The following is a 22,780-nucleotide window of genomic DNA, read 5'->3' on the forward strand; positions in this document are numbered from 1 at the left end:
CGCTGTGCGCCCGCCGCAAACCCGTTTCGCGAGCTTGATTAGCGTTTGAACGCCCGGCGTAGACCGGGTGAGGAGATACCGATGAGTTACCTGCTCGACCGCCTGCAATTCTTCAAGAAGAAGCAGGGTGAATTCGCCGATGGCCATGGCGAGGTCACCAACGAGAGCCGTGCCTGGGAAAACAGCTACCGGCAGCGCTGGCAGCACGACAAGATCGTGCGCTCCACCCACGGGGTGAACTGCACCGGTTCCTGCTCCTGGAAGATCTACGTGAAGAACGGCCTGATCACCTGGGAAACCCAGCAGACCGACTACCCGCGCACCCGCCCGGACCTGCCCAACCACGAGCCGCGCGGCTGCCCCCGTGGCGCCAGCTACTCCTGGTACATGTACAGCGCCAACCGCCTGAAGTACCCCAAGGTGCGCAAGCCGCTGCTCAAGCTCTGGCGTGAAGCGCGCGCCGTGCACAAGGACCCGGTGAACGCCTGGGCCAGCATCGTCGAGGACTCCGCCAAGGCGAAAAGCTACAAGAGCGAGCGCGGCCTGGGCGGCTTCGTGCGCTCCAGCTGGAACGAAGTCACCGAGATCATCGCCGCCGCCAACGTCTACACCGCCAAGACCTATGGCCCGGACCGCGTCATCGGCTTCTCGCCGATCCCGGCGATGTCCATGGTCAGCTACGCCGCTGGCGCCCGTTACCTGTCGCTGATCGGCGGCGTGTGCCTGTCCTTCTACGACTGGTACTGCGACCTTCCTCCCGCGTCGCCACAGATCTGGGGCGAGCAGACCGACGTGCCGGAATCGGCCGACTGGTACAACTCCAGCTACATCATCGCCTGGGGTTCCAACGTCCCGCAGACCCGTACCCCCGATGCGCACTTCTTCACCGAGGTCCGCTACAAGGGCACCAAGACCGTGGCCGTCACCCCGGACTACTCCGAAGTGGCCAAGCTCACCGACCTCTGGCTCAACCCCAAGCAGGGTACCGACGCTGCGCTGGGCATGGCTTTTGGTCACGTCATCCTCAAGGAGTTCCACCTCGAGAAACCCAGCGCCTACTTCGTCGACTACTGCCGCCAGTACACCGACATGCCGATGCTGGTGCTGCTCGAACCGCACACCGATGGCGTGCTCAAGCCGACCCGCTACCTGCGCGCAGCGGACCTGGCGAACAACCTCGGCCAGGACAACAACCCCGAGTGGAAGACCATCGGCCTGGACGAAATCTCCGGCGAGCTGGTCTCGCCCACCGGCGCCATCGGCTACCGCTGGGGCGAGTCGGGCAAGTGGAACATCGAGGAGAAGGAAGGCGGCGAGAAGCGTGACACCCGCCTCGCCCTGACCCTGATCGACGGACCGGAAAAGGCCTGCGACGTGGCCTTCCCGTACTTCGCCGGCCAGGAACACCCGCACTTCAAGGGTGTGGCCAACGACGAGGTGCTGGTGCGCCGCGTGCCGTTCCGCGAAATCACCGGTGCCGACGGCAAGACCCTGCGTGTCGCCACCGTGTATGACCTGCAGATGGCCAACTACAGCGTCGACCGTGGCCTGGGTGGCCGCAACGTCGCCGCCTCCTATGCTGACGCCGACGTGCCCTACACCCCGGCCTGGCAGGAGCGCATCACCGGCGTCCCGGCGTCCCGCGCGATCCAGGTGGCCCGCGAGTTCGCCGACAGCGCCGACAAGACCCATGGCAAGGCCATGGTGATCATCGGCGCGGCGATGAACCACTGGTACCACATGGACATGAACTACCGCGCCGTCATCAACATGCTGATGATGTGCGGCTGCATCGGCCAGAGCGGTGGCGGCTGGGCGCACTACGTCGGCCAGGAGAAACTCCGCCCGCAGACCGGCTGGGTCCCGCTGGCCTTCGGCACCGACTGGAGCCGTCCGCCACGGCAGATGAACGGCACTAGCTTCTTCTACCTGCACAGCTCGCAGTGGCGCCACGAGAAGATCTCGATGCACGAAGTCCTCTCGCCGCTGGCCGACACCAAGCAGTTCCCCGAGCACGCGCTGGACTACAACATCCGCGCCGAGCGCATGGGCTGGTTGCCGTCCGCCCCGCAGCTCAACCGCAACCCGCTGCGCATCGCCGCCGACGCCGAGAAGGCCGGCCTGCCGGTGCAGGACTACGTGGTGCGTGAGCTCAAGGCCGGCAACCTGCGCGTGGCCAGCGAGCAACCGGACGATCCGCAGAACTTCCCGCGCAACATGTTCATCTGGCGCTCCAACCTGCTCGGCTCCTCGGGCAAGGGCCACGAGTACATGCTCAAGTACCTGCTGGGCGCGAAGAACGGCGTGATGAACGACGACCTCGGCAAGGCCGGCGGCCCCTGCCCGGGCGAAGTCGACTGGGTCGATCAGGGCGCCGAAGGCAAGCTGGACCTGGTCACCACCCTGGACTTCCGCATGTCTTCCACCTGCATGTACTCGGACATCGTCCTGCCGACCGCGACCTGGTACGAGAAGGACGACCTCAACACCTCCGACATGCACCCCTTCATCCACCCACTGTCGGCCGCCACCGACCCGGCCTGGGAAGCCAAGAGCGACTGGGAAATCTACAAGGCCATCGCGAAGAAATTCTCCGAGGTTTCCGTCGGCCATCTGGGCGTGGAGAAGGACCTGGTGACCGTGCCGCTGCTGCACGACACCGCGAACGAACTCGCGCAGCCGTTCGGCGGCAGCGACTGGAAGAAGGGCGAGTGCGAGCCGGTTCCGGGCAAGACCTTGCCGACCCTGCACGTGGTCGAGCGTGACTACCCGAATACCTACAAGAAGTTCACCTCCCTTGGCCCGCTGCTGGACAAGCTCGGCAACGGCGGCAAGGGCATCGGCTGGAACACCGAGAAGGAAGTGAAGCTGCTCGGCGAGCTGAACCATCGCGTGACCGAGCCGGGCATCAGTGAAGGCCGTCCGCGCATCGAGAGCGCCATCGACGCCGCCGAGGTGATCCTTGCCCTGGCGCCGGAAACCAACGGCCAGGTCGCGGTCAAGGCCTGGGACGCGCTGGCGAAGATCACCGGCCGTGAGCACAACCACCTGGCGCTGCCCAAGGAAGAAGAGAAGATCCGCTTCCGCGACGTCCAGGCGCAGCCGCGCAAGATCATCTCCAGCCCCACCTGGTCGGGCCTGGAAGACGAGCACGTGAGCTATAACGCCGGCTACACCAACGTCCACGAAATGATCCCGTGGCGCACCCTCACCGGTCGCCAGCAGTTCTACCAGGATCACCCCTGGATGCAGGCCTTCGGCGAGGGCTTCGTCAGCTACCGGCCGCCGGTCAACACCCGCACCACCGAGAAGCTGCTGAACAAGAAGCCCAACGGCAACACCGAGATCACCCTGAACTGGATCACCCCGCACCAGAAGTGGGGCATCCACTCCACCTACAGCGACAACCTGCTGATGCTCACCCTGTCGCGCGGTGGCCCGATCATCTGGATGAGCGAGAACGACGCCAGGCGCGCCGGCATCGAGGACAACGACTGGGTCGAAGTCTTCAACGCCAACGGCGCCGCGACCTGCCGCGCCGTGGTCAGCCAGCGCGTGAAGGACGGCATGGTGATGATGTACCACGCCCAGGAACGCATCGTGAACCTGCCGGGCAGCGAGACCACCGGCACCCGCGGCGGCCACCACAACTCGGTGACCCGCGTGGTCTTGAAGCCCACCCACATGATCGGCGGCTACGCCCAGCAGGCGTGGGGCTTCAACTACTACGGCACCGTCGGCTGCAACCGCGACGAGTTCGTCGTGGTGCGCAAGATGAACAAGGTCGACTGGCTCGACGAGCCGGAGCAGGGCGGGCTGGGCGGTGACGCTCTGCCGCAACCGCTGCCCCAGGACATTTGAGGATTACTGCCATGAAAATTCGTTCGCAAGTCGGCATGGTGCTGAACCTCGACAAGTGCATCGGTTGCCACACCTGCTCCATCACCTGCAAGAACGTCTGGACCAGCCGCGAAGGCGTCGAGTACGCCTGGTTCAACAACGTCGAAACCAAGCCCGGCATCGGTTACCCGAAAGAGTGGGAGAACCAGGAGAAGTGGAAGGGCGGCTGGAAGCGTAACGCCGACGGCTCCATCGTCCCGCGCATCGGCGGCAAGTTCCGCGTGCTGGCGAACATCTTCGCCAACCCGGACCTGCCGGAAATCGACGACTACTACGAGCCCTTCGACTTCGACTACCAGCACCTGCACACCGCGCCCAAGGCCCAGCACCAGCCGGTCGCCCGCCCACGCTCGCTGGTCTCCGGCCAGCGCATGCAGAAGATCGAGTGGGGCCCCAACTGGGAGGAAATCCTCGGTACCGAATTCGCCAAGCGCCGCAAGGACAAGAACTTCGACCAGGTCCAGGCGGACATCTACGGCGAGTACGAAAACACCTTCATGATGTACCTGCCGCGCCTGTGCGAGCACTGCCTGAACCCGGCGTGCGTGGCCTCGTGCCCGAGCGGCGCGATCTACAAGCGCGAAGAGGACGGCATCGTCCTGATCGACCAGGACAAGTGCCGCGGCTGGCGCATGTGCATCAGCGGCTGCCCGTACAAGAAGATCTATTTCAACTGGAAGAGCGGCAAATCCGAGAAGTGCATCTTCTGCTACCCGCGCATCGAGGCCGGCCAGCCGACCGTCTGCTCGGAAACCTGCGTGGGCCGCATCCGCTACCTCGGCGTGCTGCTGTATGACGCCGACCGCATCCACGAAGTGGCCACCTGCGAGAACGAGCGCGACCTGTACCAGAAGCAGCTGGAAATCTTCCTCGACCCGTTCGACCCGAAAGTGATCGAACAGGCCCGCAAGGACGGCGTGCCGGACAGCGTCATCGAGTCCGCGCAGAAATCGCCGGTGTACAAGCTGGCCATGGACTGGAAGCTGGCCCTGCCGCTGCACCCGGAATACCGCACGCTGCCGATGGTGTGGTACGTGCCGCCGCTGTCGCCGATCCAGAACGCCGCTTCCGAAGGCCATATCGGCAGCGACGGGGTGATCCCGGACGTCGAGTCCCTGCGCATCCCCGTGCAGTACCTGGCCAACCTGCTGACCGCCGGCGACACCGCCCCGGTGCTGCTGGCCCTCAAGCGTCTGCTGGCCATGCGTGCCTACAAGCGCTCCGAGCACGTGGAAGGCAAACAGGATCTGGACGTACTGGCGAAGGTCGGGCTGACCGTGAACCAGGTGGAAGAGATGTACCGCTACCTGGCCATCGCCAACTACGAAGACCGCTTCGTCATTCCGTCTGCCCATCGCGAAGAGGCCTTGTCGGATGCCTTCGCCGAGCGTTCGGGTTGCGGCTTCAGTTTCGGCAACGGCTGCTCCAGTAACTCCGGCGTGAACTTGTTCGGCGGCAAGGCCGTGGACAAGCGCAACGTCATCCAGACCGTGCAGATCCAGGAGTGAGCACCATGACCATTTCCATGGAAAGCCACAGCCAGTTACTGAAACTCAGTGCGCTGCTGCTGGACTACCCGCGCGTCGAACTGCGCGAGGAGAGCCTGGCGCTGCACGCCCTGATCCGCACCTGCGACCTGCCGGAACAGCAGCGCGACGGCCTCGCCGCGCTGCTCAACGAGCTATGCCAGGGCGACATACTCGACGTGCAGGCCCGTTACGACGGCCTGTTCGAACGCGGCCGCTCGGTGTCGCTGCTGCTGTTCGAGCACGTGCATGGCGAGAGCCGCGACCGTGGCCAGGCCATGGTCGACCTGATGGACCGCTACACCCAGGCGGGCCTGGCCATCGACGTCAACGAGCTGCCGGACTACCTGCCGCTGTACCTGGAATTCCTCGCCCTGCAGGACGCCGAGTCGGCGCGGGTCGGCCTGGCCGAAGTCGCGCACATTCTCGCGCTGATCGCACTGCGCCTGGAGGAGCGTGGCAGCGCTTACGCCGCCGTGTTCCAGGGCCTGCTGGAGTTGTCCGGCGAGCAACCGGATCTCGGCGCGCTCAAGCGCGACCGCGAGCAGGAAGTGCGCGACGACAGCCTGGAAGCCATCGACAAGGCCTGGGAGGAAACCCCGGTGAGCTTCACAGAGCCCGCCGCCGGTTGCCCGTCCACCAGTGCGCGACGTGTTTCCACGTCCGCCGAACAACCCATGCAGTGGGTCGCCCAGCCGGTGCCGCAGATGCAGTACCGCGCGGCCCGAGAAGGAGTCTGAACATGTCCCTCGATCTTCTCGCCTTCGGGGTCTATCCCTACGTCGCGTTGCTCATCTGCCTGATCGGCAGCTGGGCGCGTTTCGACCTCTCGCAATACACCTGGAAAGCCGGCTCCAGCCAGATGCTGAGCAAGAAGGGCATGCGTGTGTACAGCAACCTGTTCCACCTCGGCGTGCTGTTCATCCTCGCCGGCCACTTCGTCGGCCTGCTGACCCCGCACTCGGTCTACGAGCACCTGATCAGCACCGAGCAGAAGCAACTGCTGGCGATGGTCTCCGGCGGCTTCTTCGGCATCCTCTGCTTCATCGGCCTGACCGGCCTGATCCTGCGTCGCCTGACCAACGAGCGCGTGCGCGCCACCGGCAACGCGTCGGACCTGATGATCCTGCTGGTGCTCTACGTCCAGCTGATCCTTGGCCTGTCCACCATCGTTGCCTCCACCCATCACCTGGATGGTTCGGTGATGGTCATGCTGGCCAACTGGGCGCAGTCCATCGTCACCTTCCAGCCGCTGGCCGCCGCCGAGGCGATCGCGCCGGTATCGCTGGTCTACAAGCTGCACGTGACCCTCGGCCTGACCCTGTTCGTGCTGTTCCCCTTCACCCGCCTGGTGCACATCGTCAGCGCCCCGGTGTGGTACTTCGGCCGCCGCTACCAGGTGGTCCGTACCAAGCGTCGCGCAGCGTGAACAAGCGGCGGATAACGCCACAGGCGTTATCCGCCATCCGGAGGTAAGCGAAAATGAGTTGCTCCCACTACGAAGCCAAGGTCGAACACGTCGACCTGCCCGCCATCTCCGTCAACGGCGTCGCCATCGCCGAGGACGAACTGGCCCGCGAACTGCAATACCATCCCGCTTCCAGCCACGCCGAAGCCCTGTACTCCGCCTGTCGCGCGCTGGTCATACGCCAGCTGCTGGTGCAGCGCGCCGACGCGCTGGGCCTTGCGGCCGAGGCGGAGGAGGGCGAGGCCCCGGAAGAAGCGCGTATTCGCGCCCTGATCGACCGTGAAGTCGGCGTTCCCGAAGCCGACGAAGCCAGCTGCCGCCAGTGGTACGAAGCCAACCCGACCCGTCTGACCGCGCCCTGGCGCATGCGCCTGCGCCACGTACTGCTGGGCTGCGCGCCGGACGACCTGGAAGGCCGCGCCAAGGCCCGCGAACAGGCCGAGGAACTGCTGGCCGAGCTGCGCGAACACCCCGAGCGTTTTGCGGAGAAGGCCATGCGCTTCTCCGACTGCCCGTCCAAGGACGACGGCGGTGATCTGGGCTGGATCGAACCGGGGCAGACCGTCCCCGAGTTCGAGAAACGCCTGCTGCAACAGCAACCCGGCCTGCTCGGCCATCCGCTGGAAAGCCGCTACGGCCTGCACGTCGTCGAGCTGATCGAGCGCGACGGCGGCGAGCCGCTGGACTTCGAGCAAGCGCGCCCGCGCATCGCCGCCTACCTGCGCGCGCAGGTGCTGCAGCGTGCGGTCAGCCAGTACATCAGCGTACTGGCGGGCGAGGCCCGGATCGACGGCTTCGCCTTCGACGGTGCGGAGAGTCCGCTGGTGCAGTGAACCGGTTCCGGGCCCCTCTCTCCCGACCATCCCTCCCCAGGGGGGAGGGGCTTCGGAAACGGATACGAATAACGGTCGCCGCCGCACCTGACGGCATGACGACCGGCTGGAGTGAAACACCATGTCCGACTGGATCGACGGCCAGGGTCGCAAGATCGACTACCTGCGCCTGTCCGTAACCGACCGCTGCGACTTCCGCTGCGTCTACTGCATGTCGGAAAACATGCGCTTCCTGCCGCGCCAGCAGGTGCTCACCCTGGAAGAGATCGAGCGGGTGGCGCGCCTCTTCGTCGAGCGCGGGGTGAAGAAGCTGCGCCTTACCGGCGGTGAACCGCTGGTACGCCCCGGCATCGTCCACCTCTGCGAGCGCCTCGCCGCATTGCCTGGCCTGCGCGAACTGTGCATGACCAGCAACGGCTCGCAGCTCACCCGGCTGGCCGGTGATCTCCGTGCCGCCGGTCTTTCCCGCCTGAACATCAGCCTCGACACCCTCGATGCGCAACGCTTCGCCGCCATCACCCGCACCGGCCACCTGGAACAGGTGCTGCGCGGCATCGACGCGGCGCAGCAAGCCGGCTTCGAGCGCATCAAGCTGAACTGCGTGGTCATGAAAGGCCGCAACGCGGACGAGGTGCCGGCGCTGGTGGACTACGCCATTGCCCACGGGCTGGACATCAGCTTCATCGAGGAAATGCCCCTGGGGCAGGTTGGCCGCGAGCGCGAGGAAAGCTTCTGCTCCAGCGACGAAGTCCGCGCGCTGATCGCCGAGCGCCACGAACTGCTGGACAGCGCCGAACACAGCGGCGGCCCGGCGCGCTACGTGCGCCTGGCGCAGCACCCGGGTACGCGCATCGGTTTCATCTCGCCGCATTCGCACAACTTCTGTGCCACCTGCAACCGCCTGCGCCTGACCGCCGAGGGCCGCCTGCTGCTGTGCCTGGGCCACGATCACTCCCTGGACCTGCGAGGCCTGCTGCGCCGCCATCCGCTGCACGACGACCCCATCCTCGAAGCGCTGCATGGCTCCTTGCAGCGCAAGCCGGCGCGCCACGAATTTACCGTTGGCGACGTGCAGGTGCTGCGCTTCATGAACCTCAGCGGCGGCTGATCCTTCCTCCCACTGCGGGCCCTGCGCCTGCCCTTTGCCTTGCCTGCCTCACTATCCGGCCACGCCGAGCAGCCCCCTCTCCCTGCGGGAGAGGGTTGGGGTGAGGGCGACCCTAGCTCCAGGTCTTCAAGAGCAGCGCTTTTCACCGGGAAAAAGAAAAGGCCCCGGCGACATGAGCGTATCGCGGGGCCTCGGGCAATCTGCCAAGTTGAACCGTGGAAGCTACGGAAAATCATGCGAATGAGCTGTTCGAGTCCTCCTCGGATTGGCTGGAACACCACGAGCCTAAGGCCAGCGCCGCGTTGCCGACATTCCTCCGAAGGAGTAGCGGCGGGGCAGCAAAGGAGAGTGCGCCGGGCTGTCGCAGGACGCTGCCGCGCCGAGCCAGTACGTAGGGCGTATAACGTTCGACGTTATACGCCGTTTAACCGTGGCCAAAGCGTACTCCGAGCTTGAACACGGAGTCGCCGATGCGCTTGGTGAATCGGCGTACAACCGCGAACGGTTGTACGCCCTACGGTCGGAGCCCACGTCAGGGGTGATTGACGTTCTGTACTTTTTAGTCCAGATTGGATTTTAAGTTTACGCGCGTCCGCGCGTGGACCGACCAGAACAAGAAGTCGTTCGCCTGGGTGAGGGCAAGGCAATGCCGCTGCGACCGTTCGTGTCGCGCCCCTGGACGAATCAAGAAATGCCGTACTCACTGCCAAGACGTAACGGCCGGCGCTCCTCCCCGGCGACCACACAACGGAGTTCATCGATGAATCGCAAAGCCCTGCTGGGCGGCCTGTTGCTGGCCGCTTTTGCCACCCTCTCCCACGCCGACGACAAGCCGCTGCGCATTGGTATCGAGGCGGCCTATCCACCCTTCGCCTTCAAGACGCCCGAGGGCGGCATCGCCGGCTTCGACTACGACATCGGCAACGCCCTGTGCGAGCAGATGAAGCGCAAGTGCCAGTGGATCGAGCAGGAATACGACGGCCTGATCCCCTCGCTGAAGGTGCGCAAGATCGACGCCGCGCTGTCGTCCATCACCATCACCGACGAGCGCAAGCGTTCGGTGGACTTCACTCACAAGTACTACTTCACCCCCGGTCGCCTGGTGATGAAGGAAGGCGCGCAGCTGGACGATAAGTTCAGCCAGCTCAAGGGCAAGAACGTCGGCGTGCAGCGTGGCTCCACGGCCGACCGCTTCGCCACCGAGGTGTTGGGCAAGGCCGGCGCCAATGTGGTGCGCTACACCAGCCAGGACGAGATCTACCTGGACCTGGTCGCGGGCCGTCTGGACGGTACATTCGCCGATTCCATCCCGTTGCAGATCGGCTTCCTGGATACCGAACGCGGTAAGGGTTTCGCCTTCGTCGGGCCGGAGTTCAAGGACCCGAAATACTTCGGTGAGGGTGCCGGTATCGCGGTACGCAAGGGCAATACCGAGCTGGTCGGCCAGCTCAACGCCGCCATCGATGCGCTGCGGGCCAATGGCAAGTACAAGGAAATTGAAGGCAAGTACTTCAAGAGCGATATCTACGGGGACTGATCACTTCGTCGAGTCCTGCAAAAGGCCGCTTTCGGGCGGCCTTTTTCGTTTTTCCCTCTAGGAGCGGGCCATGCCCGCGATCCGTCGGCAGGGCCGGCGTATGCCCCGGCGCCAATGCGCTGCTTTGACTTGGGTATTCCTGCGCCGCTTCGGCATAGGCGCCGACTTCTTGTTTCGCCCCCTCGGGCGAGTCACTTCTTCCAAGCGCCGAAGAAGTAACCAAGAAGGCTTGCCCCGGACATCCGGTTTTTCGCTTAGGCGAAAAATTCCCTCGTTGAAGCGGAGTTTCAGGGGCACGCTGCGAAGGGCCGTCCCTGGCCCATCGCAGCTCTCGCGACATCCATGTCGCTCAACCCCTGAAACTCCGCTTCAACGAGGCCTCCTGAACGGGGCCATTCGGAGCGCGCGGATATTTCTCTGGAAATCGTAAGGGCGAGAGCGAAGAGCGAGACGCGCAGTGCGCTTTCGTAGGAAGGACGGGGGCGCCTAGCCCTTGTCAGCGAAATCCATCGCGGATGAATTCGTTGTTGCCAGGAGGCACATGGCTTCGCGCCTGCGTAGGAGCGGACTCCGTCCGCGATGGGCAACGTGCCGAGGTGAAGCAGGGGAGAAGGAGCCGGCTCAGACCTCCTCCTTCAACTCCTTCAAATGCTTGTAAACCGTCGCCCGCCCCATATTCAGCACATTGGCCACATAGTTCGCCGCGCTCTTGCCCTTGAACGCCCCCTCCGCATGCAGCGCCAGCACCAGCTCGCGCTTATGGTCGCGGCTGAGGGTCGACAGGCTCAGCTGGCGCTGCTGCAGCCAGCCATGCAGGAAGGTGTTGATGCGCTCTTGCCAGTCGTCGCGGAACAGTGCGTCCGGCTGGGGAATGACTTTGGTCGAGGAGAGGAACAGGTCCAGCGCCGCCTTGGCGGTCTCGAACAGGGTGATGTTGAGGTTGATGCACAGCACCGCCAGCGGCTCGCCCTTGCCGTCGCGCAGCACGGTGCTGACGGAGCGGATCTTCTGCCCGTCCCAGTTGAGTTTCTCGTAGGGGCCGATGTTGCGCTCCTCGCCGCTGCCTTCGAGCATGTCTTCCAGCGCCGAGTCATCACCGACCTCGCGCTTGGAGATGTTGTTGGCCAGATAGGCCACGCGCTGGTTGCGCAGGTCGTGGATGACCACCTCGGCGTGGGGGAAGAACAGGGTGGCGATGGCGTCGGCGATCGCCTTGTAGTTGTCCAGCGGGTCTGCGGCGGTCATGGGCAAGGCTCTCGAACGATGGGGCCGGGCGGGCGCCGGCGAGTGTGCCGCAAGCGCCCGCGGGCTGTCACGGTCAGTTCTGCAGCAGGCGCGCCGGCGACAGCATCTCGGCGGTCAGGCCGTGGCGCGTCAGGTGCTCGGGCAGCGCCTCGCCACGGATCAGGGTGGCGCTGGCCTCGCCCATCGCCGCCGAGGTCTGGATGCCGTAGCCGCCCTGGCCGGCGACCCAGTAGAAGCCGGGGGTGGCCGGATCGAAGCCGGACACCAGGTCGCCGTCGGCGAAGAACGAACGCAGCCCCGCCCAGGTGTGGCTCGGCCGGCGGATGCTCAGGGTGGTGTGTTCCTCGATCTGGTAGATGCCCAGGGCGATGTCCAGTTCTTCGGGCTGCACATCGTGGGGTTCCACCGGGTCGGCGTTGGCCGGCGAGCCGAGCAGCATGCCGGCGTCGGGCTTGAAGTAGAAGGATTCGTCCAGGCTCACCAGCACCGGCCAGGCGTGGCTATCGACGCCTTCCGGCGGGCTGAACAGGAAGGCGGCGCGGCGCTTGGGCGTCAGGCCCAGCGGGGTGACGCCGGCGAGTTCGGCAATCTTGTCGCACCAGCCGCCGGCGGCGTTGATCAGCACTGGCGCGCGGTAGGTTTCCTGCGCGCAGCGTACTGCCCAGATACCGTCGACGCGGCTGATTTCCAGGGCTTCGCTGTCCAGCTGCACGCTGCCGCCGTTGCGGCGGATGCCGCGCAGGTAGCCTTGCAGCAGGCCGTCGGTGTCGATGTCGGCGGCGCTGGGGTCGATCATCGCGCCGTGGACCTTCTCGCGGCGCAGGACGGGAACGATGGCGCAGGCTTCGTCAGCGTCCAGCAGGCGCATTTCCGGCACGCTGGCGCGGGCGCTCTCGTACTGGCGCTGGAGTTCTTCGGGGTTGCCTTCGAAGTCCACGGTCATCTCGCCACGCGGGGTGAGGATCGGGTGTTCGACGAAGCCTTCGGGCGGGTTGTCGAAGAAGGCGCGGCTGGCGGCGGTCAGCGCGCGCACCTGCGGCGTGCCGTAGGCGACGGTGTAGAGCGCCGCCGAACGGCCGGTGGAGTGGTAGCCGGCGTGGGATTCGCGCTCCAGCACGGCGACCTTGCCATGGCGGGAGAGGAAGTAGCCGGTGGAGGCGCCGGCAATGCCGCCGCCGATGATGAGGAAGTCGACTTCGATCATGTTCGTCTCCGACTCAGGCGTTCTTCAGTTGCAGGTGGTAGAGCGCATTGGCCAGGGCGACGTCTTCCAGGCCCAGGCCGATGGAGCGGAAGAAGGCATGGCGCTGGTACTCCGGCTTGACGGCCTGGCCGCTGACCAGCTCAGGCAGGTCGCCACGGATGCTGCCGTCCCAGCCGTGCTCGTCGCGGGCCAGGCGCATCTCGCCGGCGGAGGCCGGGGTGGTGGCGCGGTAGTCGCAGTACACGTCCATCTGCGCAAGCGACTGCGGCGGGACTTCGTGGGCGCGGGCGACGTTGGTGCTGATGGAGGTGATCAGCGCCGGCTTGGTGAGAATGGCCGGGTCGAGCACCGGGGTGCCGGAAGAGGTGCACAGGAGCACCACGTCGGCATCGGCCACGGCGATTTCGATATTGGTAGCCGGTTCGGCGCGGGAGTCGATGGCGCCGAACTGGGCCAGTACACCGGCGCTCAGGTTCGGCGAGTAGACGCGGATGCTCTGCCAGTCGCGAAGGCCGGCGACGTAGCGCAGGTGCGCACGGGCGACCGGGCCGCTGCCGACGATGACCAGGCGCTTGGCGTCAGGGCGCGCCAGTTCCTGGACCGCGAGGGCGGTGGTGGCGGCGGTGCGCGCGGTGGTCAGGCTGCCGGCGTCGCACAGCAGCAGCGGCTGGCCGGTCTCCATGGACATCAGCAGGCTCCACGCGGTGACCAGCGACTTGGGCTGGCGCACGATGTAGGGCGAAGTCTTCACGCCGTAGACCTTCTGCGAGGCCAGGACGCCCAGGTAGTTGATGAAGTCGCCGCCGCCGTTGGGGAATTCCACCAGCTGCTGCGCGGGTTGCACGGCATTGCCGGTGGCCAGCTCGGCGAACATGTCGCGCATGGCCTGGAGCACGTCGACCTGTTCGAGCAGGCGTTCGGCGTCGGCCTGGTTAAGGGTGAGAGGCGTGGCGGCGGACATGGCGAGACTCCGGAAATGGATTTATTTATCCATTCTGGACTCTATTGTCTTGATCGGCAAGGGCGGATGGTCGGGTGGATGGTACGTCCGCGATCCGCATGGTGCTGGGCTCATCGCGGACGGAGTCCGCTCCTACGAGATTTATCTGTGCTCGGGTTGGCCCTCACCCTAACCCTCTCCCAGGGGGAGAGGGGATCGTTCGGTGCCGGATGAAACCGTCGTGTCAGTCGGCTCGGACTGCCCCCTCTCCCTGAGGGAGAGGGCTGGGGTGAGGGGGATGCATCGGCACGGACTCCCCAGAAGAAGACAGTTGCTCCTACGAGAGCCCACCACCCTGTGCAGAAAATCTACAGCTTGAACTGTGCCACCAATTCTTCCTGGCTACCGGCCACGCGGCGAAGGTGCTCGCCGCAATCGCGGGTGTGGGCGGCGGTCTTGCGGTTTTCCACGGTCATGTCGCTCAGGCGGTGCATGTGCTGGTTCACTTCCTGGGTCGTGGCGGCCTGCTGTTCGGCCGCCGCGGCGATCTGGAAGGCCATGGCGTGGACGCCTTGCAGGGATTCGTCGAGCGCGCCGAGGGTTGCCAGTACCGCCTGGGTGTCCTGTTCCAGGGTATGGGCCTGCTCGCTGGCCCCGCTCATGCTCGCCTGGGCCTGGACGGAGGAGTCGCCCAGGCTGCCGACGATGGCGACGATCTCGTCGGTGGCGCTGCGGGTGCGCTGGGCGAGGCTGCGCACCTCGTCGGCGACCACGGCGAAACCACGGCCCGCTTCGCCTGCGCGGGCGGCCTCGATGGCGGCATTGAGGGCGAGCAGGTTGGTCTGTTCGGCGATGGAGCGGATGACGTCCAGCACCGAGCCGATCTGCTGGCTTTCGCCGGCCAGCGTCTGCACCACGCCATCGGCCTGGCGCAGGCCGACGAGCAACTGGTCCTGGCGCCCGATCATGTGTTGCAGCGTGCTCTGCATGGCGACGAAGGCTTCCCGCGCCGCGGCGCTGCCATCGGCGCTGCGGCTGGCGCTGCCGGCGATCTCCTGCACGGTGGCGGCCATCTGGTCGACGGCGCTGACCACCATTTCCAGCGCTTCCTGCTGCTGGTCGAGGTGGCTGCTGGTGCGCCCGGCAGCGTCGAGGATGTCGCCGCTGGCGTCACCCACGGCCTCGCTGGCCTGGCGCAAGCGCTCGACTACCTGGCGCCACGCCGCGGTCATCTCGCGCAGGGCCTGCATCAGGCCGCTGCTGGCGCTGGCGTCGTCGCCCAGGCGCAGTTCGCCGTTGGCCAGGCGCTGGGCCAGCGCGGCCATGCTGGCGGGCTCGCCGCCCAGCGGGCGCATCACGCTGCGGCTGACCAGCCAGGTGCCGGCGGCCACGCCCAACAGGGTCAGCAGGCCCAGCACCAGAATCTGCCACATCAGCTTGCGGACCGGGGCGAAGGCCTGGTCCTGGTCCATTTCCGCCACCAAGGCCCAGTGCTGGCCGTCCAGGTTCAGCGGCACGAAGGATTTCAGCGCCGGCTGGTTGTTCAGGCCATTCTCGGCGAGGCGGCCCTGCTCGCCGGCCAGGGCCTTCTCGATGGCCTGGCCGGGCAGGGCGGCGGGGCTTTCCTTGTCGCGGCGCACGTGATGATCGGCGAAGCGCGCGGAGTCCGAGCGCAGGCTGCCATCGCTGCCGACCAGGTAGGTTTCCCCGGCGTCGCCCAGGCCCTGGCGGTTCTGCATCACCTCGTTGATCGCGGTGAGCGGCAGTTCCAGGACGAGCAGCAATTTCAGCTTGTCATTGTCCTTGATCGGTGCGGCCAGCCATTGCACGGGCTGCTTGTCGTCCAGCGCGGGCTCCAGGTCGCTGATGCTGGCCTTGCCGCCGTCCAGGGCCGCGCGGATGAACTTGCCGAACGGGGTGTCGCGCCATTCCGGGGCGCCGACGTTCTTTTGATAGTCGGCGCCGCGCCCGAGGCTGAAGACCACGGTTCCGTCGACAGCCACCAGGCGCAGCTCGCGGTAACCAAAGGTCTTGATGAAGTTCTCGAACACCGGGCGGTCGTAGTTGGCGGTGGTCACCAGGGCGTCGTTGTCGAGGCCGGCGTAGTTGCTGCCGAGGCTGTTGGCGAGGCTGCTGAGCTGGTCGTGCCGCGCCTTCCAGGCGTCCATCAATTGCCGCTGCTTGATGCTGGCGACCGCCTCCAGGGCATTCAGGCTCTGCTCTTCGAGGGCCCGGCTGGCCTGGAGGTAGACCACGATAGCCATCACCAGTACGGGAAGCAGGCCGATCGACAGGAAACTGAGGGCAAGTTTGGCGCGCAGGGACATGGGAGGATTCCGGCGAGGTTTCTTGGAATTGTTCTCGCTTGCTGTGCAAGAAGCGTGCGAATTAATTTACGTCTGTAAATAAAAATGATCGAAAAGGGCGCGCGACTGATGCCGGCGCAGGAGGATGGCGTGTTGCCATTGTTTGTGGTGGGTTAGCTCAAGGTCGTCCCGGCGGGTCCGGCGGGACGAATGGGATGTGCTGGGGCGGGAACGGACAGCAAAGGCGTCACCGGACGTAACGCCGATGGAAACAAAAAAGGCGAAGCCGGGTGGCTTCGCCTTCTTGTGGTGCAACAAGCGGTCAGTGCTTGCGCGGGACCGGCTTGAGCAGCTCGGTGGGCGGCATTTCGCAGTTGATCTTGCGGCCCAGCAGTTCCTCGATCGGCGGCAGGGCGAAGGCATCGTCCTCGCCGGCGAAGCTGATCGAGGTGCCGGTGCTGCCGGCGCGGCCGGTACGGCCGATGCGGTGCACGTAATCGTCCGGATCTTCGGGCAGGGTGAAGTTGATCACGTGGCTGATGCCGTCGACGTGGATGCCGCGGCCGGCTACGTCGGTGGCGACCAGGACGCGGATCTTGCCTTCACGGAAGCCTTCCAGGACCTTGATGCGCTTGTGCTGCGGCACGTCGCCGGACATCTGGGCGGCGCTGATGCCGTCCTTGGTCAGGCGTTCCTCGATGCGACGCACCTCGTCCTTGCGGTTGGCGAAGACCATCACGCGGGTCCAGTCGTTCTGCGCGATCAGGTTGTACAGCAGCTTGTACTTGTCGCTGCCGGCCACGGCGTAGACGTGCTGTTCGACGGTGTCGCTGGCGACGTTCTCCGGCTCGATCTCGACGATGGCCGGGTCGACCGTCCACTGCTTGGCCAGGTTCATCACGTCGTCGGTGAAAGTGGCGGAGAACAGCAGGGTCTGGCGCTCGCCCTTGTACGGGGTCTGGCGGATGATCTGGCGGACCTGCGGGATGAAGCCCATGTCGAGCATGCGGTCGGCTTCGTCCAGCACCATCACCTCGACCATGTCCAGGTGCACCTCGCCGCGCTGGTTGAAGTCCAGCAGGCGGCCCGGGGTGGCCACCAGGATGTCGCAGAAGCGCGATTCCAGGGTCTTGAGCTGCTTGTCGAAGTCCATGCCGCCGACGAAGCTCATCACGTTCAGGCCGGTGTACTTGGCCAGGCCCACGGCGTCCTTGGCGATCTGCACCACCAGCTCGCGGGTCGGCGCGATGATCAGCGCACGCGGCTCGCCCATGTAGCGCTCTTTCGGCGGCGGGGTCTGCAGCAGCTGGGTGATGATGGAAATGAGGAACGCGGCGGTCTTGCCGGTGCCGGTCTGGGCGCGGCCGATGGCGTCCTGGCCCTTGAGGGTGAAGCCCAGCACCTGCGCCTGGATCGGCGTGCAGTAGGGGAACCCAAGGTCATGGATGGCGTGCATCAGACGCGGGTCGAGGTTGAAGTCGTGGAAACGGGTCTTGCCTTCGGCCGGCTCCACCACGAAATCTTCCAGCTTCCAGTTGTCCACCACCGGCGGACGCGGCTTGCGCTCGCGGCGCGGTTTGTCGGCCTTGGGCTCGCGGGGCTTGTCGGCGCGCTCGATCTTTTCGCCGCGTTCGGCTTTCTCGGAACGCTCGGCACGGGGCTTGTCGCCCTTGGGGGCGCGAGCCTGTTTCTCGGCAGCTTCGCCTTCGGGGCGCGGATTGCGCGGTTTGCGCGGACGTTTCTCACCGCTCTGGGCGGGCTCGGAGGCAGCGGGGGCGGGGGCTGCCGGCGTGGCGACAGGCTGTTCGCCCTCGCCTTTGCTGAAGATTTTCTTGAGTGCTTTGAGCACGGTGATCTCGTACTGGTTAAGGAATGAACGGCCGCCAGTGTAATGCAAGATGCCCGCAGGGCGAAGTGCCACAGGATTTCGCGGGCTTGACGGGCCGGGCGGATGCCGTTTCGCCGTCGGTTCGGCGAAGCGGCGGCGGGCCTCAGGGCAGTGTTTCCAGCAGCAGCCGGCGCACGTTGCCGCCCATGATGGCGGCGATGTCCGCCTGGCTGAAGCCGGCTTCCGCCAGGCCCTGGGTCAGTTGTGCCAGGCCGCTGGTGTCGAAGGGCGTGTGCACCGCGCCGTCGAAGTCCGAGCCCAGCGCGATGTGCTGCACGCCGACCTTGTCGGTGGCGTAGCGGATGGCTTTGACGATGGCCTTGACCGAGGTGTCGCATACGGCGCCGTCCCAGTAGCCGATGCCGATCACTCCGCCGGTGGCGGCGATGCGTTGCAGGTGGGCGTCGGTCAGGTTGCGGATGCCCGGGCAGGTGCCCTCGACGCCGGTGTGGGAGACCAGCACCGGGCGGGTGGCGATGGCCAGCACGTCGTCGATCAGGGCGCGGGAGGCGTGCGCCAGGTCCACCAGCATCTTCTTCTCTTCCAGGCGGGCGATCACCTCGCGGCCGAAGGGCGTCAGGCCACCCTTTTTCAGGCCGTGGGCGGAGCCGCCGACTTCGTTGTCGAAGAAATGGGTCAGGCCCATGATGCGGAAGCCCGCGTCGTACAGGCGGTCGATGTTTTCGAGCCGGCCTTCCAGCGGGTGCAGGCCTTCGGTGGCCAGCACGGCAGCGAGCCGCTTCGGGTCTTTCTGCCAGGCGTCGAGGTAGCGGGCGAGGTCGTCGCGGCTGCGGACCAGGGTGAGCTTGCCCTGGCTGTCGGCGGCGGCCTTGTCGAGCAGCTCGCCCTGGTAGAGGGCACGCTCCAGCAGGCTGTTCCAGGTCCGCGCCGGCCAGCGCTGGGCGATGACCAGCGGGGTGATGTTGTCGCTGTCGGCGCCGTTGCGCTCGTAGTTCAGGCCGCGCGGGGTCTTGGTGACGGTGGAGAACACCTGCAGGCCGACGTGGCCTTCGAGCAGGCGCGGCAGGTCGGTGTGGCCGTGATCGTGACGGTCGAGCAGGTTGCGGTCCCAGAGCAGGGCGTCGTCGTGCAGGTCGGCGACGAACAGGGTGTTGTGCAGGGCGGTCGCGGTATCCGAGGCGGGGTAGGGCGGCGGGGTGGCCACCGTGTTCATCTTGCGGTCCAGGTATCCCGGCAGGTTGAAGAAGATCCCCAGTCCAACGGCCACCAGCAATAGCAACGCGATCAGGATTTTGCGCATGTCAGCTTCCCGGCTGTCTTGTTCCAGTGCGGCGACTCTAGCAAAGGCGGGGAGGGGCGGGTGCGGGAATCCGCGAGGCTTGTGCGAGAGGGTCATCCCACCAGGCGGTTGCGACCATCCTGCTTGGCCTGGTAGAGCGCGCTGTCGGCTCGCAGGATCAGGTTCGGCAGGCTCTCCTGGTAGTCCATCTGGGCAAGGCCCAGGGACACGGTGACGCCAGGCAGCACGCCCATCGGCGAGTAGAAGGTCTTCACCTGCTCGAGGCTCTGGCGCAGCCGGTTGCCGATGCGCCGGGCTTCTTCCGCGCCGATTTCCGGGAGCAGGATGACGAACTCCTCGCCGCCGTAGCGCGCCATGCTGTCCTTGGGGCGCAACTGGCTGCGAAGGGTGTGGGCGACCAGGCAGAGGGCGTAGTCGCCGGCCAGGTGGCCGTGCTCGTCGTTGTAGTCCTTGAAGCGGTCGACATCCAGCATGAGCAGGCACAACGGCTGCTCGTTGAACGCACAGCGGGTGCTTTCGCGGTCGTAGATATGCTCCAGCCAGCGCCGGTTGAACAGCCCGGTCAGGGTGTCGATGTTGGCGTTCTGCTCGGTGTCGAGAATGATCCGGTTGCCCTGGCGGACCTTTTCGCAGAGCACGCCGAGCAGGTTCTGCATGACTTGCGGGGAGTGCTGGAAGAGGCTGATCAGCGCTTCGCGATGCAGGCGCAGCACGGTGGTCGATTCACCGGCCACCACGTAGGCGGAGGGGTGGTCGTTGTCGATGAAGCTGATTTCGCCGGCGCAGTCGCCAGGGTTGAGAGTGGTCACCGGCTGGTTGTCGAGCGAGCCCAGGTACACCTTCAGCTGGCCGTGCAGGACCATATAAAGGAAGTGGTTGCGGTTGAACGGGGAGAGGAGGATTTCACCGGCTTCCAGCTCGCAGGCGCGAAAGTCCTTCAGCAACTGTTGCAGGCTGGCCGCGGCCACGTTCTGAAACAGGCGAAGGTGCTGCAGTTGCTGGATATCCTCCTTCCATTGCGCGGGCTTCATGGCGCGATGGAGGCGGGGAAGGGACTGATGATGTGCACGACCGACTCTCCCTAGTAGTCCAATTCGCACATTGAGCCATCAGTATTAATCAGATTTGGATACTGGCAATCTGGCGTCACGCCGGGCCGACCGGCGGTCGGCCCGGCGATTCATCAGCTTTCCAGCCGCTCCGCCGGGCTGGCCTGCACGCCCGGCTTGCGAGGGGTGAACCTCATTGCTCGGGCGCCGGCCGCTTTCCTGCGGGCGAGTAAGTCAGAGGCGTTCCCGCAGCCACGCGGCGATGTCGCCGAGCTCCTCGTTGCTCACTTCATGGCTCATCGGGTAGGTGCGCCACTGCGCCGGGACTGCGTTGCCGATCAGGAAGTCGTACGCGGCGCGGCCCATGTCCGGTGTCACCACGTCGTCAAGCGTGCCATGCAGGCAGAGCGCGGGCAGTTGTCTGCTGGCGGCGGGGACGCTGACGCCTTCCCCGAAGGTCGGGCCATAGGTCGACAGGGCCATGACGCCGCCCAGCTCGCCGTTCCAGCGCAGGTAGCCGGTGTGCAGCACCACGGCGCCGCCCTGGGAGAAGCCGGCGAGGATGATGCGCCTTGCCGGAATGCCCTGGCCGATCTGTCCCTGGATCAGCGCGATCACGCTATTGGCCGAGGCCTCCAGCTGTGCTTCGTCGATGGCGCGGGCCGGTGCCATGGCGAGGATGTCGTACCAGCTCGGTGCGGGCATGCCGTTGAACACCGTGACCGGCCGGGTCGGCGCCTGCGGGAGGATGAAGCGGGTGCTGGTGAAGATGCGCTGCAGCATCCGTGCTACCGGTTCGAAGTCGTAACGGTCGGCCCCCAGGCCGTGCAACCAAATGACGCAGGCGTCGGCCGGAAGGGAGGGGTCGAGGATCAGGGGCTGGGTCATGGAGGCTCCAGTGTGGGGCGGGCGCTCTAGGATGGCGCGCCGCGCGCGAAAACGGTCGAAAGCGCCCTGCAAGAAGATGTCGCATTGCCATAACTTGCGGGGCTTGACGCTGCCAGATTGCAGGAACTTTCGCGGAGCTGGTACGACCCTTGCTGTCTCAGGCTCCAGGCTGTGCCACCCCGCTTGCGGTAACACTTTACCGACCCCATCCGGAAAGCTGTACCGCAAGCGGGGTGGCAAGGGCCTTGGGCCGCTTCAGGGCCCGTCGACGTCCGGCCGCGGTCAACGGTTGGCCCGACGGGCCTTCGCCTTCACGCGCAATGATCTGCTTATACCCGTTCCAGCCCGCATCACCCGCGGGCTCGGGGGGCGTCTGCAATGCCTCGGTGCGGATTCCGAGAGCCGACTAGACTCACCCTTAGGTCTCCATCCCGTCAGTGGTCCTGCTTGTGCCTCACGAGGGTACGGCGGTGGAGCCGGGACTCCAGAACACTAAAAAAGCAACGGAGAAGATCGATGAAGATGGTGAAATCCACCCTGGCAGTGCTGACCACCGCCGCCGTGTTCGGTATCAGCGGCCTCGCTCACGCGGGCACCACCCTGGATGCAGTGAAGAAGAAAGGCTACGTGCAGTGCGGTATCAGTGACGGTCTTCCGGGCTTCTCCTACGCCGACGCCAAGGGGCAGTACAAGGGCATCGACGTCGATGTCTGCCGCGCCGTGGCCGCCGCGGTGTTCGGCGATGCCAGCAAGGTCAAGTTCAGCCCGTTGACCGCCAAGGAGCGCTTCACCGCGCTGCAGTCCGGCGAGATCGACATCCTCTCGCGCAACTCCACCTGGACCAGTTCGCGCGACAGCGCCATGGGCCTGAGCTTCGTGGGCGTGACCTACTACGACGGCCAGGGCTTCCTGGTGAACAAGAAACTCGGCGTCTCCAGTGCCAAGGAGCTCGACGGCGCCACCGTGTGTATCCAGGCGGGCACCACCACCGAGCTGAACCTGTCCGACTACTTCCGTTCCAACAACCTCAAGTACACCCCCATCACCTACGACACCTCCGACGAGAGCGCCAAGTCGTTGGAGTCCGGGCGTTGTGACGTGCTGACCTCCGACCAGTCGCAGCTCTACGCCCAGCGCATCAAGCTGGCCAAGCCGGACGACTACGTGGTGCTGCCGGAAGTCATCTCCAAGGAGCCGCTGGCCCCGGCGGTACGCCAGGGTGACGAGGAGTGGTTCCACATCGCGCGCTGGACGCTCTTCGCCATGCTCAACGCGGAGGAACTGGGCGTGAACTCGAAGAACGTCGAGGAGATGGCGAAGAACACCAAGAACCCGGACGTCGCCCGCCTGCTCGGTGCCGAAGGTGACTACGGCAAGGATCTGAAACTGTCCAAGGACTGGGTGGTGCAGATCGTCAAGCAAGTGGGTAACTACGGCGAGATCTTCGACCGCAACGTCGGTGACGGCAGCGACCTGAAGATCAAGCGTGGCCTCAACGCCCAGTGGAACAAGGGTGGTCTGCAGTACGCACCGCCGGTGCGCTGACCCGACCCGCTCCGGCGCCCGGAGTCTGGGCGCCGGACTGTTTCGAACGACGTGAAGCCTCCGGGTGTTCGCGGGCGTAGCC

16 protein-coding genes are annotated in these 22,780 nt (G+C 65.7%); 8 read left to right on the forward strand and 8 right to left on the reverse strand.

Going from position 1 to position 22,780, the window contains the following annotated elements:
- Window positions 1-81 precede the first annotated feature (81 nt).
- The 7 genes from ACNFBT_RS01360 to ACNFBT_RS01390 all read left to right on the forward strand — a co-directional run bounded on the left by ACNFBT_RS01360 (window position 82) and on the right by ACNFBT_RS01390 (window position 10,372).
- Window positions 82-3,861 (forward strand): nitrate reductase subunit alpha, encoded by a 3,780-nt coding sequence (locus tag ACNFBT_RS01360; RefSeq protein ID WP_416745774.1) that lies wholly within the window; start codon window positions 82-84, stop codon window positions 3,859-3,861.
- 11 nt (window positions 3,862-3,872) lie between these two features.
- Window positions 3,873-5,408, forward strand: a complete 1,536-nt coding sequence (gene narH, locus ACNFBT_RS01365) for a nitrate reductase subunit beta (RefSeq protein ID WP_416745776.1) — start codon at window positions 3,873-3,875, stop codon at window positions 5,406-5,408.
- A gap of 17 nt (window positions 5,409-5,425) precedes the next feature.
- Window positions 5,426-6,166, forward strand: coding sequence for a nitrate reductase molybdenum cofactor assembly chaperone (narJ, locus tag ACNFBT_RS01370; protein WP_416747164.1), 741 nt, complete (start codon window positions 5,426-5,428; stop codon window positions 6,164-6,166).
- A 2-nt stretch (window positions 6,167-6,168) separates the two neighbouring features.
- Window positions 6,169-6,855 carry a respiratory nitrate reductase subunit gamma gene (gene narI, locus ACNFBT_RS01375; protein ID WP_416745778.1) on the forward strand — a complete coding sequence of 229 codons (687 nt, stop codon included), beginning with the start codon at window positions 6,169-6,171 and terminating at the stop codon, window positions 6,853-6,855.
- Between the two features lie 53 nt (window positions 6,856-6,908).
- Window positions 6,909-7,727, forward strand: a complete 819-nt coding sequence (locus ACNFBT_RS01380) for a peptidylprolyl isomerase (protein WP_416745780.1) — start codon at window positions 6,909-6,911, stop codon at window positions 7,725-7,727.
- Window positions 7,728-7,848: 121 nt separating this feature from the next.
- Window positions 7,849-8,835: a GTP 3',8-cyclase MoaA gene (moaA, locus tag ACNFBT_RS01385; RefSeq protein WP_416745782.1), complete on the forward strand. Its 987-nt coding sequence runs from the start codon at window positions 7,849-7,851 to the stop codon at window positions 8,833-8,835.
- Window positions 8,836-9,595: 760 nt separating this feature from the next.
- Complete coding sequence (locus tag ACNFBT_RS01390; protein WP_416745784.1) at window positions 9,596-10,372, forward strand: ABC transporter substrate-binding protein; 777 nt, start codon at window positions 9,596-9,598, stop codon at window positions 10,370-10,372.
- Window positions 10,373-10,993: 621 nt separating this feature from the next.
- Here ACNFBT_RS01390 and ACNFBT_RS01395 read toward each other — a convergent pair.
- The 8 genes from ACNFBT_RS01395 to ACNFBT_RS01430 form a co-directional block, all read right to left on the reverse strand.
- Window positions 10,994-11,617: a helix-turn-helix transcriptional regulator gene (locus tag ACNFBT_RS01395; protein WP_416745786.1), complete on the reverse strand. Its 624-nt coding sequence runs from the start codon at window positions 11,615-11,617 to the stop codon at window positions 10,994-10,996.
- A gap of 73 nt (window positions 11,618-11,690) precedes the next feature.
- A complete protein-coding gene (locus ACNFBT_RS01400) occupies window positions 11,691-12,821 on the reverse strand; it encodes an NAD(P)/FAD-dependent oxidoreductase (RefSeq protein ID WP_416745788.1) in 1,131 nt (376 codons plus the stop codon).
- A gap of 13 nt (window positions 12,822-12,834) precedes the next feature.
- Window positions 12,835-13,782: an ornithine cyclodeaminase family protein gene (locus ACNFBT_RS01405; protein ID WP_416745790.1), complete on the reverse strand. Its 948-nt coding sequence runs from the start codon at window positions 13,780-13,782 to the stop codon at window positions 12,835-12,837.
- A gap of 347 nt (window positions 13,783-14,129) precedes the next feature.
- Entirely contained in the window at window positions 14,130-16,088 is a 1,959-nt protein-coding gene (locus tag ACNFBT_RS01410; RefSeq protein WP_416745792.1) for a methyl-accepting chemotaxis protein, read from the reverse strand.
- A gap of 301 nt (window positions 16,089-16,389) precedes the next feature.
- The gene (gene rhlB / locus ACNFBT_RS01415) at window positions 16,390-17,916 is read right to left on the reverse strand and encodes an ATP-dependent RNA helicase RhlB (RefSeq protein WP_416745794.1); all 1,527 of its coding nucleotides are present in this window, start codon (window positions 17,914-17,916) and stop codon (window positions 16,390-16,392) included.
- 142 nt (window positions 17,917-18,058) lie between these two features.
- Complete coding sequence (locus tag ACNFBT_RS01420; RefSeq protein ID WP_416745796.1) at window positions 18,059-19,216, reverse strand: dipeptidase; 1,158 nt, start codon at window positions 19,214-19,216, stop codon at window positions 18,059-18,061.
- Between the two features lie 92 nt (window positions 19,217-19,308).
- Window positions 19,309-20,247 (reverse strand): GGDEF domain-containing protein, encoded by a 939-nt coding sequence (locus ACNFBT_RS01425; RefSeq protein WP_416745797.1) that lies wholly within the window; start codon window positions 20,245-20,247, stop codon window positions 19,309-19,311.
- A 252-nt stretch (window positions 20,248-20,499) separates the two neighbouring features.
- Window positions 20,500-21,153, reverse strand: a complete 654-nt coding sequence (locus ACNFBT_RS01430) for an alpha/beta hydrolase (protein ID WP_416745799.1) — start codon at window positions 21,151-21,153, stop codon at window positions 20,500-20,502.
- Between the two features lie 516 nt (window positions 21,154-21,669).
- Here ACNFBT_RS01430 and ACNFBT_RS01435 point away from each other — a divergent pair.
- Window positions 21,670-22,698, forward strand: a complete 1,029-nt coding sequence (locus ACNFBT_RS01435) for an amino acid ABC transporter substrate-binding protein (RefSeq protein WP_416745801.1) — start codon at window positions 21,670-21,672, stop codon at window positions 22,696-22,698.
- The last annotated feature ends 82 nt before the right edge of the window (window positions 22,699-22,780 follow it).

The sequence above is a fragment of the Pseudomonas sp. NY15181 genome, assembly GCF_048068055.1.
GTDB lineage: Bacteria > Pseudomonadota > Gammaproteobacteria > Pseudomonadales > Pseudomonadaceae > Pseudomonas.

Excerpts from the sequence above, each read along its gene's own strand:
- ACNFBT_RS01360 (WP_416745774.1), top strand. The coding sequence starts at position 82 with ATGAGTTACCTGCTCGACCGCCTGCAATTCTTCAAGAAGAAGCAGGGT.
- narH (WP_416745776.1), top strand. The coding sequence starts at position 3,873 with ATGAAAATTCGTTCGCAAGTCGGCATGGTGCTGAACCTCGACAAGTGC.
- narJ (WP_416747164.1), top strand. The coding sequence starts at position 5,426 with ATGGAAAGCCACAGCCAGTTACTGAAACTCAGTGCGCTGCTGCTGGAC.
- narI (WP_416745778.1), top strand. The coding sequence starts at position 6,169 with ATGTCCCTCGATCTTCTCGCCTTCGGGGTCTATCCCTACGTCGCGTTG.
- ACNFBT_RS01380 (WP_416745780.1), top strand. The coding sequence starts at position 6,909 with ATGAGTTGCTCCCACTACGAAGCCAAGGTCGAACACGTCGACCTGCCC.
- moaA (WP_416745782.1), top strand. The coding sequence starts at position 7,849 with ATGTCCGACTGGATCGACGGCCAGGGTCGCAAGATCGACTACCTGCGC.
- ACNFBT_RS01390 (WP_416745784.1), top strand. The coding sequence starts at position 9,596 with ATGAATCGCAAAGCCCTGCTGGGCGGCCTGTTGCTGGCCGCTTTTGCC.
- ACNFBT_RS01395 (WP_416745786.1), bottom strand. The coding sequence starts at position 11,617 with ATGACCGCCGCAGACCCGCTGGACAACTACAAGGCGATCGCCGACGCC.
- ACNFBT_RS01400 (WP_416745788.1), bottom strand. The coding sequence starts at position 12,821 with ATGATCGAAGTCGACTTCCTCATCATCGGCGGCGGCATTGCCGGCGCC.
- ACNFBT_RS01405 (WP_416745790.1), bottom strand. The coding sequence starts at position 13,782 with ATGTCCGCCGCCACGCCTCTCACCCTTAACCAGGCCGACGCCGAACGC.
- ACNFBT_RS01410 (WP_416745792.1), bottom strand. The coding sequence starts at position 16,088 with ATGTCCCTGCGCGCCAAACTTGCCCTCAGTTTCCTGTCGATCGGCCTG.
- ACNFBT_RS01420 (WP_416745796.1), bottom strand. The coding sequence starts at position 19,216 with ATGCGCAAAATCCTGATCGCGTTGCTATTGCTGGTGGCCGTTGGACTG.
- ACNFBT_RS01425 (WP_416745797.1), bottom strand. The coding sequence starts at position 20,247 with ATGAAGCCCGCGCAATGGAAGGAGGATATCCAGCAACTGCAGCACCTT.
- ACNFBT_RS01430 (WP_416745799.1), bottom strand. The coding sequence starts at position 21,153 with ATGACCCAGCCCCTGATCCTCGACCCCTCCCTTCCGGCCGACGCCTGC.
- ACNFBT_RS01435 (WP_416745801.1), top strand. The coding sequence starts at position 21,670 with ATGAAGATGGTGAAATCCACCCTGGCAGTGCTGACCACCGCCGCCGTG.